This is a genomic window from Mariniflexile sp. HMF6888 (genome assembly GCF_044335535.1).
Classification (GTDB): domain Bacteria; phylum Bacteroidota; class Bacteroidia; order Flavobacteriales; family Flavobacteriaceae; genus Mariniflexile.
Window position 1 is genome coordinate 320637 of record NZ_JBIQVZ010000001.1, and the last position, 13957, is coordinate 334593.

Here is a 13957-nt window from a genome sequence, read left to right on the forward strand (position 1 = left end):
ATTATGGACAAAAGCTCTGTTCAAAAAATTGTTGTTACAAATAAACTTAAAATCAATCTCTAATTAAAGGCATGGTGGTACAACGCAACAACCCTTCCTGTTTGGAAATTTCCGCATAAGGCACTTCTTCAACCGTAAACCCTTCTTGACGCAACCAAGTGTTTAGTCGTGTAAAGTTTTTTTCGGAGATGATAATATCTTCAGAAATTGAAAAAATATTACTGTTCATATCATACATTTCCTGTTTGGTAATTTCAAAAACATTCTCTTTTCCGAAGAAATTAACCAGCCAATTATACTCGTTCTCTTTTAAAAACCCATTTTTATGTATGATGGCTTTTCCTTTCCCTAAGGGTTGAAAACAGCAATCTAAATGCAGGGCATTTTCTTTGGCATTGGTGTTGGATTTTCTAAGTTCGAATGACTTGACCGTTTTCTCTGGAAACAGTTCTTGTATAGCAATAACCGCATCCATATTGGTACGGGCTGTTATTAATTCAGGATAATCTTCCCCTGAATAGGTCCCGATAAAAATATAATCATTCCAAGGCATCACGTCACCTCCTTCTACATGACATTCTGGTGGTAATACAATACGTTTTTTTCTATCAACTTGATTCCAAACATAGCGAATGGCTTCAATTTCGGGCTCTCTGTTTGGCAAAATATTGGCTCTAATAATTTTGTCTTCTATAACAAATGCAATATCACGCGAAAATATCTGATTACAATCTTTAATAACTTGGGGTCTAAAAACCTGAACGTCATACTTTTTAAAAACGGCTGCCACAGCATCCATTTCTAGAATCATATCAGCTTCTTGAGGGTATGTACCAGCCAATACATGTTCAATACTTTTAGGGTCGTAACAATCTTCTACTCTTGGTATGGGACCGTTACTTTCAGCAGTTCCTAAAATAACAGCTCTTAGCCTTGATGTTTCGTTTTTTATGTTGAGTTGTAGCATGGTGTAAATATAAAAAAGCCCCATAATGTTTAGTCATGGAGCTTCATATTTTTTTACACTAAAAATCATCTTTTTTCAATGGGCACAAAAGACCTTTCGGTAGCTCCTGTATAAATTTGTCTTGGTCTTCCAATTGGCTCTTTGCGTAAACGCATTTCACGCCATTGTGCAATCCAACCTGGCAAACGTCCTAATGCAAACATAACGGTAAACATATCGGTTGGTATACCCATACCTCTATATATGATTCCTGAGTAGAAATCGACATTAGGATATAATTTTCTATCTACAAAGTATTTGTCTTCTAAAGCTTCTTTTTCAAGACCTTTAGCTATATCTAAAATAGGGTCTTCAACACCTAAATCGCTTAATACTTCATCGGCAGCTTTTTTAATGATTTTTGCACGTGGGTCGAAGTTTTTATAAACACGGTGACCAAAGCCCATTAAGCGGAATGGATCTTCCTTGTCTTTCGCTTTAGCCATATACTTTTTAGTATCACCTCCATCTTCTTTTATGGCTTCAAGCATTTCTAACACAGCTTGGTTAGCACCACCATGAAGTGGTCCCCAAAGTGCCGAAATACCAGCAGATAGTGAAGCAAATAAACCTGCGTGTGATGAACCTACAATTCTAACAGTAGATGTAGAACAGTTTTGTTCGTGGTCGGCATGTAAAATCAATAATTTATCTAAAGCATCAACTAATATTTTGTTTTGTTTATAATCACCATTTGGTTTTTTAAACATCATTTTTAAAATATTTTCTACATAACCTAAAGAATCGTCTCCATAATCTAATGGCAATCCTAATTTTTTACGGTAAGTCCAAGCTACCAACACTGGAAATTTACCCATTATTTTCACCACCGATTTATACATATCTGCCTCAGAATTCACATTTACTGAAGAAGGGTTAAATGCTGTTAATGCACTTGTTAATGAAGAAATAACCCCCATTGGGTGAGCAGACTTTGGAAATGCTTCTACAATTTTTTTTACATCTTCATCTACTACCGATTGCGCTTTTATATCGTCATGAAACTTTTCGTTTTGCTCTTTAGTTGGAAGTTCTCCAAAAATCAAAAGATAGGCAACTTCTAAAAAATCAGCTTTTTCAGCCAACTCTTCAATAGAATATCCTCTATATCTTAAAATACCTTTTTCACCATCCAAAAACGTAATAGCACTCTCGCAAGAACCTGTATTTTTATAACCCGGATCGATGGTAATTACACCTTCTGATGCGCTTCTAAAATTTGAAATATCAATAGCTAATTCCTTTTCTGTTCCTTCTATTACGGGAAGCTCTATTTTTTTTCCGTTGACTTCAATGGTCGCAGTATTTGCCATAAATGTGAATGATTTTTTAATTCTTAAATTGGATTGCTAATTTACGAAATATCCCTTTATTAATGGAAGTGTTGAAAGCAAAGATTTAATCATTTAACAAATTGTTTGAAATTAATGTAAAAAAAAAAGCGATTATTAAAATAATAACCGCTTTTTAAAAAAAATTAATTTTCTTATTTTACTTTGAATGCTTTTTCCTGCGGAAAATAAGCTACTTCACCCAATTGTTCTTCAATACGAAGTAATTGGTTGTACTTAGCCATACGGTCACTACGAGACGCAGAACCAGTTTTTATTTGACCACAGTTTAAAGCTACTGCTAAATCGGCTATCGTATTATCTTCAGTTTCACCAGAACGGTGTGACATTACAGATGTGTAACCTGCATTTTTAGCCATATTTACAGCTGCAATAGTTTCGGTTAACGAACCAATTTGGTTTACTTTAATTAATATGGAGTTTGCAATACCTTGCTCGATACCTCTTGACAAACGCTCTACATTGGTTACAAATAAATCGTCTCCTACCAATTGTACTTTATCACCAATTTTATCGGTTAGTAATTTCCATCCTTCCCAGTCGTTTTCATCCATACCATCTTCAATAGAGATGATTGGGTATTTAGCAGCTAATTCCGCTAAATACTCAGCTTGTTCAGCCGATGTTCTTACTTTACCTGTTTCGCCTTCAAACTTGGTGTAATCATATTTTCCGTTTACATAAAACTCTGCCGCAGCACAATCTAAAGCAATCATGATGTCACCTCCAAAAGTATATCCCGCTTTCTCAACAGCAACTTTAATAGAATCTAAAGCATCTTCGGTACCTCCGGCTAAAGTTGGTGCAAAACCACCTTCATCACCTACTGCAGTACTTAAACCTCTGTCGTGTAATACTTTTTTTAGATTATGGAAAATCTCAGTTCCCATTTGCATAGCGTGTGTAAAGCTTTTAGCTTTAACAGGCATAATCATAAACTCTTGAAATGCAATAGGCGCATCACTATGCGAACCACCGTTGATGATGTTCATCATTGGTACGGGAAGTGTGTTGGCAGAAACCCCACCAACATAACGATATAAAGGCATGTTAAGTTCGTTTGCTGCTGCTTTTGCAACCGCTAAAGAAACACCTAAAATAGCATTAGCTCCTAATTTTGATTTATTTTTGGTACCATCTAAATCAATCATAATTTGATCGATTAAATTTTGTTCAAAAACTGAAACGCCCAATAATTCTGGAGCGATAATAGAATTTACATTATCTACAGCTTTTAAAACACCTTTACCCATATATGCTTTACCACCATCGCGTAGTTCTACAGCTTCATGTTCTCCTGTTGATGCTCCAGATGGTACTGCAGCTCTTCCTAAAATATCATTTTCGGTTACAACATCTACTTCAACAGTAGGATTCCCTCTAGAATCTAAAATTTGTCTAGCATGGATATTAATTATTACACTCATAATTGGTTATTTTTAAACTTTTAATATTTCAAATTTACGCTTAAATCTTGTTTATTTTGAGATGTTCTTTCAGAAATATTCAAAAAAGCGTCTATAACGTTTTAGTAAACAAAATCCTCAAAAAAAAATTATATATTTTTGAGGATTTCGTACTACTTATTTTTTATATTCTCTATAAACTGGTCAAAAAGGTATGACGAATCATGTGGGCCTGGGCTAGCTTCTGGATGGTATTGTACAGAAAAACAATTTTTGCTTTTCATAGCTAATCCTGCAACCGTGTGGTCATTCAAATGCACATGTGTCACTTGTAAATCTGCATGTGCTTCCGCTTCTTCTCTATTCACGGCAAAACCATGATTTTGAGACGTTATTTCACCTTTTCCTGTGTTTATATTTTTTACCGGGTGGTTAATTCCGCGGTGTCCATTGTGCATTTTATAAGTTGAAACACCATTTGCCAGGGCTATCACTTGATGTCCTAAACAAATACCAAATAATGGTAAGTCTCTTTTAATAATTTCTTTTGCTAAGGTTTGCGCTTCTACCAAAGGTTGGGGATCTCCAGGTCCGTTAGATAAGAAGTAGCCATCTGGTTTAAAAGCCTCTAAATCTTCAAACTTAGCGTTATAAGGAAACACTTTTATATAAGCATCTCTTTTTGCTATGTTGCGAAGGATGTTCTTTTTTATACCTATGTCTAAGGCTGCTATTTTGTAAGTGGCATTAGCGTCTCCAAAATAGTAAGGTTCTTTAGTAGACACTTTTGATGCCAATTCCAAGCCTTCCATGTTAGGTACGTCGGCAAGTTGCTTTTTAAGGCCTTCTATATTATCTACATCTGTAGAAATAACAGCATTCATAGCACCATTGTCTCTTATATAGCTTACCAAAGCTCGAGTATCTACATCCGATATAGCTAAAAGATTGTTTTTATTTAAAAAATCCTCTAATGAACCGTCAGCTGCTTCACGAGAATAATCGTAACTAAAATTTTTACATATTAATCCAGCTATTTTAATAGAATCGGATTCTATTTCTTCATCATTAACCCCATAATTTCCAATATGTGCATTGGTTGTTACCATTAACTGACCAAAGTAAGATGGGTCTGTAAAAATTTCCTGGTAACCAGTCATTCCAGTATTGAAACATACTTCGCCGAATGCTGTTCCTTGTTTGTTTCCTACTGCTTTTCCGTAAAAAATGGTGCCATCTGCTAAAAGAATGATGGCCTTTTGTCGTTTTTGATATTTCATTCTGATTTATATGAGATTCCCGACAGTGTGGGAACAAAGTTTTGCAAAATTGCTAAAAAAAAAGGATAAACTAAAATAGTTTATCCTTTATATTTTAAATGCTTATTAACATTTATTCTTCCTCTTCTTTTGTTGCCTTAGGTTCAACAACCGGAGCATCTGCAGGTTTTGATCCGCCTCTTCTGCTTCTACGTGTTGTTTTCTTCTCTGGCTTACCAGCATTGTAAAGCTCATTGTAATCTACAAGCTCAATCATTGCCATATCTGCATTATCACCTAAACGATTTCCAAGCTTAATAATTCTTGTGTAACCTCCTGGACGATTAGCAACTTTAGCTGCAACATCTCTAAATAATTCTGCTACGGCATCCTTTTGTCTTAACTTCGCCATAACAATACGTCTGTTATGTGTTGTATCTTCTTTAGACTTAGTAATCATGGGCTCTACAAATTGTTTTAAAGCTTTTGCTTTAGCAACTGTAGTGTTGATACGCTTGTGTTCTATTAAAGAACAAGCCATATTAGCCAACATAGATTTTCTATGCGCAGTTTTTCTACTTAAATGATTTATTTTTTTTCCGTGTCTCATGACATTGTTGTTATCATCATCTTGCTTCTATACCTGTTTTTAAGGGAGCAAACTATGATGGGTTAATTTTATTTACGAATTACGATTTATGAATTACGATATTTAAAATTCTAAAATCGTAATTCGTAAATCTAAAATCTTCTAGTCTTTATCTAATTTATATTTGCTCAAATCCATTCCGAAGTTTAAACCTTTAACGTTTACAAGCTCTTCAAGCTCTGTTAAAGACTTTTTACCAAAGTTTCTGAATTTCATTAAGTCATTTTTGTTGAAAGACACCAAATCTCCTAAAGTATCAACTTCCGCAGCTTTTAAACAGTTAAGTGCACGTACAGATAAATCCATATCGATTAACTTAGTTTTAAGCAACTGACGCATGTGAAGCGATTCTTCATCATAAGTTTCGGTTTGTGCAATTTCATCGGCTTCTAAAGTTATACGCTCATCAGAGAATAACATGAAGTGGTGAATTAATGTTTTAGCAGCCTCGGTTAATGCATCTTGAGGTGTGATTGAACCATCGGTAATGATTTCAAAAACCAGTTTTTCGTAATCTGTTTTTTGCTCAACACGATAGTTTTCAATGCTATATTTAACATTCTTTATTGGAGTGTATATAGAATCTGTAAAGATAGTTCCAACTGGTGCAGCAGCTTTTTTGTTTTCTTCTGCAGGAACATAGCCTCTACCTTTTTCTATAGTAATTTCCATGTTGAAATTAACTTTAGGATCTAAGTTACAGATTACTAATTCTGTATTTAAAACTTGGAATCCAGAAATGAATTTTTGGAAATCACCAGCTGTAATTTGTTCTTGACCAGATATTGAAATAGAAATAGATTCATTATCAATATCTTCAATTTGTCTTTTAAAACGAGCTTGTTTTAAATTTAAAATGATTTCAGTAACATCTTCAACCACTCCAGCAATTGCTGAAAATTCATGATCTACACCTTCTATTCTAACTGATGTAATTGCGAATCCTTCTAGAGAAGATAATAAAACTCTTCTTAATGCGTTACCTACTGTTAAACCATAACCAGGTTCTAAAGGGCGAAATTCAAATTTCCCTTCAAAATCTGTTGAATCAATCATGATTACTTTGTCGGGCTTTTGAAAATTAAATACTGCCATATTTTCTTCGTTTTAATTGTTATTTAGTTGCGCGGTTTAAAAGTTTGAAGAAGACTAAAAAACCCTTTGGCCAAATACCAATATGATTAATTTATTATTTAGAATATAATTCGACGATGAATTGTTCGTTTATGCTTTCTGGAATTTGAATTCTTGCAGGAACAGAAACATAAGTTCCTTGTTTTGTATCGTCATTCCAAGTAATCCATTCATAAACATGACTTGAGTTTGAAAGAGATCTTTCGATAGACTCAAGAGATTTAGATTTTTCTCTTACAGCTACAACATCACCTGCTTGCAATTGGTATGAAGGAATATTTACTAATTCTCCATTTACAGTAATGTGTCTGTGTGATACTAATTGTCTAGCGCCACTTCTAGAAGGAGCAATTCCCATTCTATATACTACGTTATCTAATCTAGATTCGCAAAGTTGTAATAAAACCTCACCTGTAATACCTTGAGCAGCTCTAGCACTTTTAAATATGTTTCTGAATTGACGCTCTAAAATACCATAAGTATATTTTGCTTTTTGCTTTTCCATTAATTGGATTGCGTATTCAGATCTTTTTCCACGTTTTCTTGCGTTACCGTGTTGACCTGGAGGATAATTTCTTTTTTCAAAAGATTTATCTTCTCCAAATATAGCTTCGCCAAATTTACGAGCTATTTTAGTTTTAGGACCAGTATATCTTGCCATTTTAAAATTGTTTTTTTAAGAGTGATTATGAATTAAGGTCTTAATCTTATCCTTCGATAATCGTTGATCTCTTTTTAATACTTGTTATTATTTTTTTCAGTTTGCAAATTTACACATAAAAAATTAATATCAACCATTTAAAAACAGTTGATATTAATTTTTATTTTAAAGTATAAAATTTATACTCTTCTACGTTTTGGAGGACGACACCCATTATGTGGAAGTGGTGTAACATCAATAATTTCTGTTACTTCAATACCTGCATTATGAATAGAACGGATAGCAGATTCTCTACCATTACCTGGTCCTTTAACATATACTTTTACTTTCTTTAAACCAGCTTCTAGAGCTACAGCAGAAGCATCTTCAGCAGCTAATTGTGCAGCATAAGGCGTGTTTTTCTTAGAACCTCTAAATCCCATCTTACCAGCAGACGACCATGAGATAACATCTCCTTTTTTATTGGTAAGTGCAATAATAATGTTATTGAAAGAAGCATTAACATGAGCTTCTCCTACAGAATCTACTATAACTTTACGTTTTTTAGTACTCTTTGTATTTGTTTTTGCCATTGTTTATAGTTTTCAGTTATTAGTTGATAGTCGCTAGAATCCTAAACCTTTTATAATTTCAAACAGATTCCTTCCAACGTCTAAATACTAAAGACTAATTGTTATTTAGTTGCTTTTTTCTTGTTAGCAACAGTTTTTCTTCTACCTTTTCTAGTTCTAGAGTTGTTTTTTGTACGTTGCCCTCTTAACGGAAGCCCCGATCTGTGACGAATTCCTCTGTAACATCCAATATCCATTAAACGTTTAATGTTCAATTGGATTTCAGAACGTAATTCACCTTCGATTGTAAAAGTACCAACAGCTTCACGAATACCACTAATTTGGTCGTCGTTCCAATCTTGAACTTTAATACTTTCATCAACATTAGCTGCTGCTAATATTTCTTTAGCTCTACTTCTACCTACTCCATAGATATAAGTTAAAGCGATAACTCCTCTTTTGTTTTTTGGTATGTCTACACCTGCAATTCTTGCCATAATTACCCTTGTCTTTGTTTAAATCTAGGATTCTTTTTGTTTATCACGTAAAGTCTACCTTTTCTACGTACGATTATACAATCTGCACTTCTTTTTTTTACTGATGCTCTTACTTTCATCTGTTAGTATCTATAAGTTATTCTCGCCTTAGATAAATCATAAGGACTCATTTCTAATTTCACTTTATCTCCTGGCAATAATTTAATGTAATGCATACGCATTTTACCGGAAATATGTGCTGTCACAATGTGACCGTTCTCTAATTCAACACGGAACATCGCATTTGATAATGCTTCTATAATGGTTCCATCTTGTTCTATTGCTGCCTGTTTTGCCATAGTATAATATTAAGCTACTGCTTTTCTATTTTTACCTGTTTTCATCAAGCCATCATAGTGTCTATTTAACAAATAAGAGTTTACTTGTTGCATAGTATCTATAGCTACACCCACTAAAATGATTAATGAAGTGCCTCCAAAAAATAATGCCCATCCTTGTTGAACACCCATAATTTTAACTATTAACGCTGGGAACACAGCAATGAATGCTAAAAATATAGAACCCGGTAAGGTAATTTGAGACATTATCTTATCTAAATATTCAGAAGTTTCAGAACCTGGACGAATACCAGGAATAAAACCACCACTACGTTTTAAATCGTCTGCCATTTTATTGGTAGGCACCGTAATTGCTGTATAAAAATATGTGAATATTATAATTAATATAGCAAATGTGATGTTATAGGCCAATCCGAAAATATCTGCGTAGTTTGTTTGCATCCAAGATCCAAAAGTAGTTTCTTTTAAAAGTGAAGAGCCACCAATCCAACTCGGCACAAACATAATTGCCTGTGCAAATATAATAGGCATGACTCCAGACGCATTAAGCTTTAATGGAATATACTGTCTAGAACCTGCCATGGCGCTTTTTTCGTAATCACCTGAAGCAGTTCTTCTTGCATATTGTACTGCAATTTTTCTAACAGCCATTACTAACATGATACAGCCAAGAATGATAGCGAACCATAATACCAATTCAAAAAGAATAAGCATAACGTTGTTGCCTTCCAATCTTGTAGCAGCATTTTGAATAAAAGATGCAGGTAATCTTGCTATAATACCCACCATAATTAATAAGGAAATACCATTACCAATACCTTTATCGGTAATTTTCTCTCCTAACCACATCGCAAAGATACAACCTGTTACTAAAATAGTAACTGAAGAGAAATAGAATAATGGTCCTGTGCCTAATAAAAATGCACTTGTAGGTATTCCCAATGCAGGTAAACTAGCTAAATAACCCGGTGCTTGTAACAAACAGATTGCAATAGTCAACCAACGTGTAATTTGATTAATTTTCTTTTGACCACTAGCACCTTCCTTTTGCAGTTTTTGTAAATAAGGAATTGCGATTCCCATTAACTGAACAACAATAGAAGCTGAAATGTATGGCATGATACCCAATGCAAAAACCGAAGCATTTGCAAAAGCACCACCTGTAAAGGCATTAAGTAACCCTAATAAACCACCATCTGTACTATCGGCTAAACCCTCTAATTGGGCAGCATCAATACCTGGCAGTACTACTTGAGCACCAAAACGGTAAACCAATAACAGACCAAGCGTAACTATGATTCTGTTTCTTAGTTCTTCTATTTTCCAAACATTCTTTAACGATTCTATAAATTTCATACTTACAATAAGGTCTTATAACGTTACAGCTTCTCCTCCAGCAGCTTCAATAGCAGCTTTTGCTGAAGCAGTAAATTTATGTGCTGATACTTTTAATTTTGATTTCAACTCACCTCTACCCAATATTTTAACTAGGTCGTTTTTCCCAATTAAACGGTTAGTGAATAACACTTCAAAATCTACGGTATCACTAACTTTTTTATCGTCAGCTAATTGTTGTAAAGTATCTAGATTAATACCTTGATATTCTACACGGTTAACGTTAGTAAAACCAAATTTAGGAACACGTCTTTGAAGTGGCATTTGACCTCCTTCAAATCCTATTTTCTTAGAATAACCAGAACGGGATTTGGCACCTTTGTGACCACGGGTTGCCGTACCACCTTTACCAGAACCTTGTCCGCGTCCTATTCTTTTTCCTTGATTTTTAACTGAACCTTCTGCAGGTTTTAAATTACTTAAATCCATTTTTCAGTATATTATTATTTAATTTCTTCAACAGAAACTAAGTGATTTACTTTACTTACCATACCAAGAATACTTGATGTAGCTTCGTGCTCTTTTACCTGACCGATCTTTTTAAGACCTAGAGATATTAATACTCGTTTTTGTCTTAGCGGACAATTGATTGCGCTTTTAACTTTTGTTACTTTAATTTTTGCCATCTCTGTCTGTATTAAGCTTTAAATACTTGTTCAAGTGAAATACCTCTATCTCGAGCAATGGTATTGGCATCTCTTAATTGTAATAAAGCATCAAAAGTTGCCTTTACAACGTTATGAGGATTTGATGATCCTTGAGATTTAGATAATACATCATGTACACCAACTGCCTCAAGCACTGTTCTTACAGCACCACCAGCAATAACACCTGTTCCTTGAGCAGCAGGAATAATATTTACTCTTGCTCCACCAAATTTACCTTTTTGCTCATGCGGTAAAGTTTTTCCTTTTAAAGGAATACGAACTAGGTTTTTCTTAGCATCTTCAACCGCTTTTGCAATTGCACTAGCAACGTCTTTAGATTTTCCTAAACCTTGTCCTACAACTCCGGCTTCATCACCAACTACAACAATTGCTGAGAAACCAAATGCTCTACCACCTTTAGTTACTTTTGTAACTCTTTGTACACCAACCAAACGATCTTTAAGATCTAATCCACCTGGTTTTACTAATTCTGCGCTTTTATATTTACGATACATAATTTCTTAGAATTTAAGTCCTGCTTCTCTAGCTCCTTCAGCTAATGATTTTACTCTACCATGATATAAATAACCACCTCTATCAAAAGCGATAGTCTCTACACCTGCTTTTAAAGCTTTTTCAGCAAGCGCCTTACCTACTAATTTAGCTACTTCAATTTTAGTTGCTTTTGCAGAACTAATATCTTTATCTCTTGAAGATGCTGCACTGATTGTTACACCAGTTACGTCATCTACAACTTGAGCATAAATTTCTTTATTGCTTCTAAAAACAGTTAATCTAGGTCTAGCTTCTGTACCAGAAACTATCTTGCGTATTCTGCTTTTAATTCTTATTCTTCTTTCGTATTTTGTCAATGCCATAACTTACTTATTAAGCTGATTTACCTGCTTTTCTTCTTAATACCTCACCAACAAACTTGATACCTTTACCTTTGTAAGGTTCTGGTCTTCTAAATCCACGAATTTTTGCAGCAACTTGTCCAACAAGTTGTTTATCGTGAGATGTTAGTTTAATGATTGGGTTTTTACCTTTTTCTGAAACTGTTTCAACTTTAACTTCTGGAGCCAAACTCATAACTATAGCATGAGAGAAACCTAAAGCTAATTCCAATTTCTGACCTTGGTTGCTAGCTCTGTATCCTACCCCTACTAATTCTAATTCTTTAGTCCATCCTTTAGAAACGCCTTCAATCATGTTAAGCATTAATGATCTATATAAACCATGCTTAGCTTTTTGATCTTTAGAATCAGAAGAACGTGTTACTAAAACATTTCCATCTTCAACTTTAATATTTACAGAATCGTAATTTTGAGTTAATTCTCCTAATTTACCTTTTACTGTAACTACTCCGTCCTTTATATCAACTGTAACGCCTTCTGGAATTACTACTGGGTTATTACCTATTCTTGACATATCTTATCTTTTTAGTAAACGTAACACAATACTTCTCCACCTACATTATCCCTTTTAGCTTGTTTACCTGTCATTACTCCATGAGAAGTAGAAACGATGGCAATGCCTAAACCATTAAGAATTCTAGGAAGTTCTTTTGAACTTGCGTATTTACGTAAACCTGGTTTACTTATTCTTTGAATCTGTTTTATTACAGGCTCTTTAGTTTCCTTATTGTACTTAAGTGCTATTTTAATAGTACCTTGTACTGAAGAATCATCAAACTTGTAACTTAAAATATATCCTTGTTCGAATAATATTTTAGTAATGTCTTTTTTAAGATTAGATGCTGGTATCTCAACCACTCTGTGGTTAGCACGCACTGCATTTCTAATTCTTGTCAAATAATCCGCAATTGGATCTGTGTACATAATGAATTGATTTTGTGATTTTGGTTTTCAACCTATGTTGAACCTTAAATCTGATTATTTAAATAATATTACCAACTTGCTTTTCTAACTCCAGGAATAAGACCGTTATTGGCCATTTCTCTAAAAGTTACACGAGAAATTCCAAATGTTCTCATATATCCTCTAGGTCTTCCTGTTAATTTACATCTATTATGCATACGAATAGGAGAAGCATTTTTTGGTAACTTTTGCAATGCTTCATAATCTCCAGCTTCTTTTAAAGCTTTACGTTTCTCAGCATATTTAGCTACTGTTTTAGCTCTTTTTACCTCGCGGGCTTTCATTGATTCTTTAGCCATAACTTAGTTCTTTTGAAAAGGTAATCCTAATTCGGTTAATAATGATTTTGCTTCTTTATCAGTTTCAGCAGAAGTTACAAATGTAATATCCATACCTGAGATTTTATTAACTTTATCAATATTAATCTCTGGGAATATAATTTGTTCAGTAACTCCTAAATTGTAGTTACCACGTCCGTCAAATCCTGTAGCTTTTATTCCGTTAAAATCTCTTACACGTGGAAGTGCAGAAGTAACTAAACGATCTAAAAACTCATACATTCTCTCTCCACGTAAAGTCACTTTTGCCCCAATTGGCATACCTTTACGTAATTTGAAAGATGCAACGTCTTTTTTAGAAATTGTTGCTATAGCTTTTTGTCCAGATATTGTAGTTAATTCTTCTACTGCGTAGTCAATTAACTTTTTGTCTGCAACTGCAGCTCCAACACCTTTAGATATTACTATCTTTTTTAGTTTAGGAACTTGCATTACATTTTTATATCCAAATTCGTCTGTAAGAGCTGCAATTACTCTGCTTTTATACTCTTCTTTAAGTCTCGGTGAATATGCCATAACTATATTACTTCATTAGATTTTGTTGAAAATCTTACTTTTTTATCGCCTTCTATTCTGAATCCAATTCTAGTTGTTTCTCCTTTAGAAGTTAACAACGATAAGTTTGAAATATGAATAGGAGCTTCTTTTTCAACGATTCCTCCTTGAGGGTTTTTAGCACTTGGTTTAGTATGTTTCTTAACCAAGTTAATACCCTCAACAATCGCTTTGTTCTTGTCTATTAATACTTTTTGTACTTTACCTTCAGCACCTTTGTGGTCTCCAGCAATTACTTTTACAGTATCTCCAGTTTTTATTTTAAGCTTTGTCATCTTAAATTAATGTA

At 34.0% G+C, this 13957-nt stretch carries 21 protein-coding genes; all 21 read right to left on the reverse strand.

All coding sequences use genetic code 11. The annotated features are described in order from the left end of the window. Positions 1-52: 52 nt before the first annotated feature. Positions 53-967 (reverse strand): dimethylarginine dimethylaminohydrolase family protein, encoded by a 915-nt coding sequence (locus tag ACGLWY_RS01530; RefSeq protein WP_396617929.1) that lies wholly within the window; start codon positions 965-967, stop codon positions 53-55. Positions 968-1032: 65 nt separating this feature from the next. Beyond that, positions 1033-2319, reverse strand: coding sequence for a citrate synthase (locus ACGLWY_RS01535; protein WP_396617930.1), 1287 nt, complete (start codon positions 2317-2319; stop codon positions 1033-1035). 173 nt (positions 2320-2492) lie between these two features. Further along, positions 2493-3785, reverse strand: coding sequence for a phosphopyruvate hydratase (gene eno / locus ACGLWY_RS01540; RefSeq protein ID WP_396617931.1), 1293 nt, complete (start codon positions 3783-3785; stop codon positions 2493-2495). Positions 3786-3937: 152 nt separating this feature from the next. Then, positions 3938-5044 (reverse strand): glutamine-hydrolyzing carbamoyl-phosphate synthase small subunit, encoded by a 1107-nt coding sequence (gene carA, locus ACGLWY_RS01545; protein ID WP_396617932.1) that lies wholly within the window; start codon positions 5042-5044, stop codon positions 3938-3940. A 112-nt stretch (positions 5045-5156) separates the two neighbouring features. After that, the gene (gene rplQ / locus ACGLWY_RS01550) at positions 5157-5633 is read right to left on the reverse strand and encodes a 50S ribosomal protein L17 (protein ID WP_396617933.1); all 477 of its coding nucleotides are present in this window, start codon (positions 5631-5633) and stop codon (positions 5157-5159) included. A gap of 141 nt (positions 5634-5774) precedes the next feature. Next, positions 5775-6767, reverse strand: coding sequence for a DNA-directed RNA polymerase subunit alpha (locus ACGLWY_RS01555; RefSeq protein WP_117172433.1), 993 nt, complete (start codon positions 6765-6767; stop codon positions 5775-5777). Positions 6768-6861: 94 nt separating this feature from the next. Next, positions 6862-7467 carry a 30S ribosomal protein S4 gene (gene rpsD / locus ACGLWY_RS01560; RefSeq protein ID WP_396617934.1) on the reverse strand — a complete coding sequence of 202 codons (606 nt, stop codon included), beginning with the start codon at positions 7465-7467 and terminating at the stop codon, positions 6862-6864. A 179-nt stretch (positions 7468-7646) separates the two neighbouring features. Continuing rightward, positions 7647-8039, reverse strand: a complete 393-nt coding sequence (gene rpsK / locus ACGLWY_RS01565) for a 30S ribosomal protein S11 (protein ID WP_157207443.1) — start codon at positions 8037-8039, stop codon at positions 7647-7649. 101 nt (positions 8040-8140) lie between these two features. Then, positions 8141-8515 carry a 30S ribosomal protein S13 gene (gene rpsM, locus ACGLWY_RS01570; protein ID WP_117172436.1) on the reverse strand — a complete coding sequence of 125 codons (375 nt, stop codon included), beginning with the start codon at positions 8513-8515 and terminating at the stop codon, positions 8141-8143. Between the two features lie 2 nt (positions 8516-8517). Further along, positions 8518-8634 (reverse strand): type B 50S ribosomal protein L36, encoded by a 117-nt coding sequence (gene ykgO, locus ACGLWY_RS01575; RefSeq protein WP_074961360.1) that lies wholly within the window; start codon positions 8632-8634, stop codon positions 8518-8520. Positions 8635-8637: 3 nt separating this feature from the next. Next, positions 8638-8853 (reverse strand): translation initiation factor IF-1, encoded by a 216-nt coding sequence (gene infA / locus ACGLWY_RS01580; protein ID WP_028289261.1) that lies wholly within the window; start codon positions 8851-8853, stop codon positions 8638-8640. 9 nt (positions 8854-8862) lie between these two features. After that, positions 8863-10209, reverse strand: a complete 1347-nt coding sequence (gene secY / locus ACGLWY_RS01585; RefSeq protein WP_396617935.1) for a preprotein translocase subunit SecY — start codon at positions 10207-10209, stop codon at positions 8863-8865. Positions 10210-10224: 15 nt separating this feature from the next. After that, positions 10225-10677 carry a 50S ribosomal protein L15 gene (rplO, locus tag ACGLWY_RS01590; RefSeq protein ID WP_396617936.1) on the reverse strand — a complete coding sequence of 151 codons (453 nt, stop codon included), beginning with the start codon at positions 10675-10677 and terminating at the stop codon, positions 10225-10227. Positions 10678-10691: 14 nt separating this feature from the next. After that, on the reverse strand, positions 10692-10874 hold the full coding sequence (gene rpmD / locus ACGLWY_RS01595) for a 50S ribosomal protein L30 (protein WP_117172439.1): 183 nt from the start codon (positions 10872-10874) through the stop codon (positions 10692-10694). Positions 10875-10885: 11 nt separating this feature from the next. Further along, positions 10886-11410 carry a 30S ribosomal protein S5 gene (rpsE, locus tag ACGLWY_RS01600; RefSeq protein ID WP_117172440.1) on the reverse strand — a complete coding sequence of 175 codons (525 nt, stop codon included), beginning with the start codon at positions 11408-11410 and terminating at the stop codon, positions 10886-10888. A 6-nt stretch (positions 11411-11416) separates the two neighbouring features. Next, positions 11417-11773, reverse strand: coding sequence for a 50S ribosomal protein L18 (gene rplR / locus ACGLWY_RS01605; protein ID WP_117172441.1), 357 nt, complete (start codon positions 11771-11773; stop codon positions 11417-11419). Positions 11774-11783: 10 nt separating this feature from the next. Continuing rightward, entirely contained in the window at positions 11784-12326 is a 543-nt protein-coding gene (gene rplF, locus ACGLWY_RS01610) for a 50S ribosomal protein L6 (RefSeq protein ID WP_117172442.1), read from the reverse strand. Positions 12327-12337: 11 nt separating this feature from the next. Next, complete coding sequence (gene rpsH / locus ACGLWY_RS01615; protein WP_117172443.1) at positions 12338-12736, reverse strand: 30S ribosomal protein S8; 399 nt, start codon at positions 12734-12736, stop codon at positions 12338-12340. A 68-nt stretch (positions 12737-12804) separates the two neighbouring features. Next, complete coding sequence (gene rpsN / locus ACGLWY_RS01620) at positions 12805-13074, reverse strand: 30S ribosomal protein S14 (RefSeq protein WP_117172444.1); 270 nt, start codon at positions 13072-13074, stop codon at positions 12805-12807. Between the two features lie 3 nt (positions 13075-13077). Next, positions 13078-13629 carry a 50S ribosomal protein L5 gene (gene rplE, locus ACGLWY_RS01625; RefSeq protein WP_117172445.1) on the reverse strand — a complete coding sequence of 184 codons (552 nt, stop codon included), beginning with the start codon at positions 13627-13629 and terminating at the stop codon, positions 13078-13080. Between the two features lie 2 nt (positions 13630-13631). Continuing rightward, a complete protein-coding gene (rplX, locus tag ACGLWY_RS01630; RefSeq protein WP_396617937.1) occupies positions 13632-13943 on the reverse strand; it encodes a 50S ribosomal protein L24 in 312 nt (103 codons plus the stop codon). Positions 13944-13957: the final 14 nt, after the last annotated feature.

Excerpts from the sequence above, each read along its gene's own strand:
- rpsH (WP_117172443.1), bottom strand. The coding sequence starts at position 12,736 with ATGTACACAGATCCAATTGCGGATTATTTGACAAGAATTAGAAATGCA.
- rplO (WP_396617936.1), bottom strand. The coding sequence starts at position 10,677 with ATGGATTTAAGTAATTTAAAACCTGCAGAAGGTTCAGTTAAAAATCAA.
- eno (WP_396617931.1), bottom strand. The coding sequence starts at position 3,785 with ATGAGTGTAATAATTAATATCCATGCTAGACAAATTTTAGATTCTAGA.
- secY (WP_396617935.1), bottom strand. The coding sequence starts at position 10,209 with ATGAAATTTATAGAATCGTTAAAGAATGTTTGGAAAATAGAAGAACTA.
- ACGLWY_RS01535 (WP_396617930.1), bottom strand. The coding sequence starts at position 2,319 with ATGGCAAATACTGCGACCATTGAAGTCAACGGAAAAAAAATAGAGCTT.
- infA (WP_028289261.1), bottom strand. The coding sequence starts at position 8,853 with ATGGCAAAACAGGCAGCAATAGAACAAGATGGAACCATTATAGAAGCA.
- rplE (WP_117172445.1), bottom strand. The coding sequence starts at position 13,629 with ATGGCATATTCACCGAGACTTAAAGAAGAGTATAAAAGCAGAGTAATT.
- ACGLWY_RS01530 (WP_396617929.1), bottom strand. The coding sequence starts at position 967 with ATGCTACAACTCAACATAAAAAACGAAACATCAAGGCTAAGAGCTGTT.
- rplQ (WP_396617933.1), bottom strand. The coding sequence starts at position 5,633 with ATGAGACACGGAAAAAAAATAAATCATTTAAGTAGAAAAACTGCGCAT.
- rpsK (WP_157207443.1), bottom strand. The coding sequence starts at position 8,039 with ATGGCAAAAACAAATACAAAGAGTACTAAAAAACGTAAAGTTATAGTA.
- rpsD (WP_396617934.1), bottom strand. The coding sequence starts at position 7,467 with ATGGCAAGATATACTGGTCCTAAAACTAAAATAGCTCGTAAATTTGGC.
- rpsM (WP_117172436.1), bottom strand. The coding sequence starts at position 8,515 with ATGGCAAGAATTGCAGGTGTAGACATACCAAAAAACAAAAGAGGAGTT.
- rplR (WP_117172441.1), bottom strand. The coding sequence starts at position 11,773 with ATGGCATTGACAAAATACGAAAGAAGAATAAGAATTAAAAGCAGAATA.
- rpsE (WP_117172440.1), bottom strand. The coding sequence starts at position 11,410 with ATGTATCGTAAATATAAAAGCGCAGAATTAGTAAAACCAGGTGGATTA.
- rpsN (WP_117172444.1), bottom strand. The coding sequence starts at position 13,074 with ATGGCTAAAGAATCAATGAAAGCCCGCGAGGTAAAAAGAGCTAAAACA.
- carA (WP_396617932.1), bottom strand. The coding sequence starts at position 5,044 with ATGAAATATCAAAAACGACAAAAGGCCATCATTCTTTTAGCAGATGGC.
- ykgO (WP_074961360.1), bottom strand. The coding sequence starts at position 8,634 with ATGAAAGTAAGAGCATCAGTAAAAAAAAGAAGTGCAGATTGTATAATC.
- ACGLWY_RS01555 (WP_117172433.1), bottom strand. The coding sequence starts at position 6,767 with ATGGCAGTATTTAATTTTCAAAAGCCCGACAAAGTAATCATGATTGAT.
- rpmD (WP_117172439.1), bottom strand. The coding sequence starts at position 10,874 with ATGGCAAAAATTAAAGTAACAAAAGTTAAAAGCGCAATCAATTGTCCG.
- rplF (WP_117172442.1), bottom strand. The coding sequence starts at position 12,326 with ATGTCAAGAATAGGTAATAACCCAGTAGTAATTCCAGAAGGCGTTACA.
- rplX (WP_396617937.1), bottom strand. The coding sequence starts at position 13,943 with ATGACAAAGCTTAAAATAAAAACTGGAGATACTGTAAAAGTAATTGCT.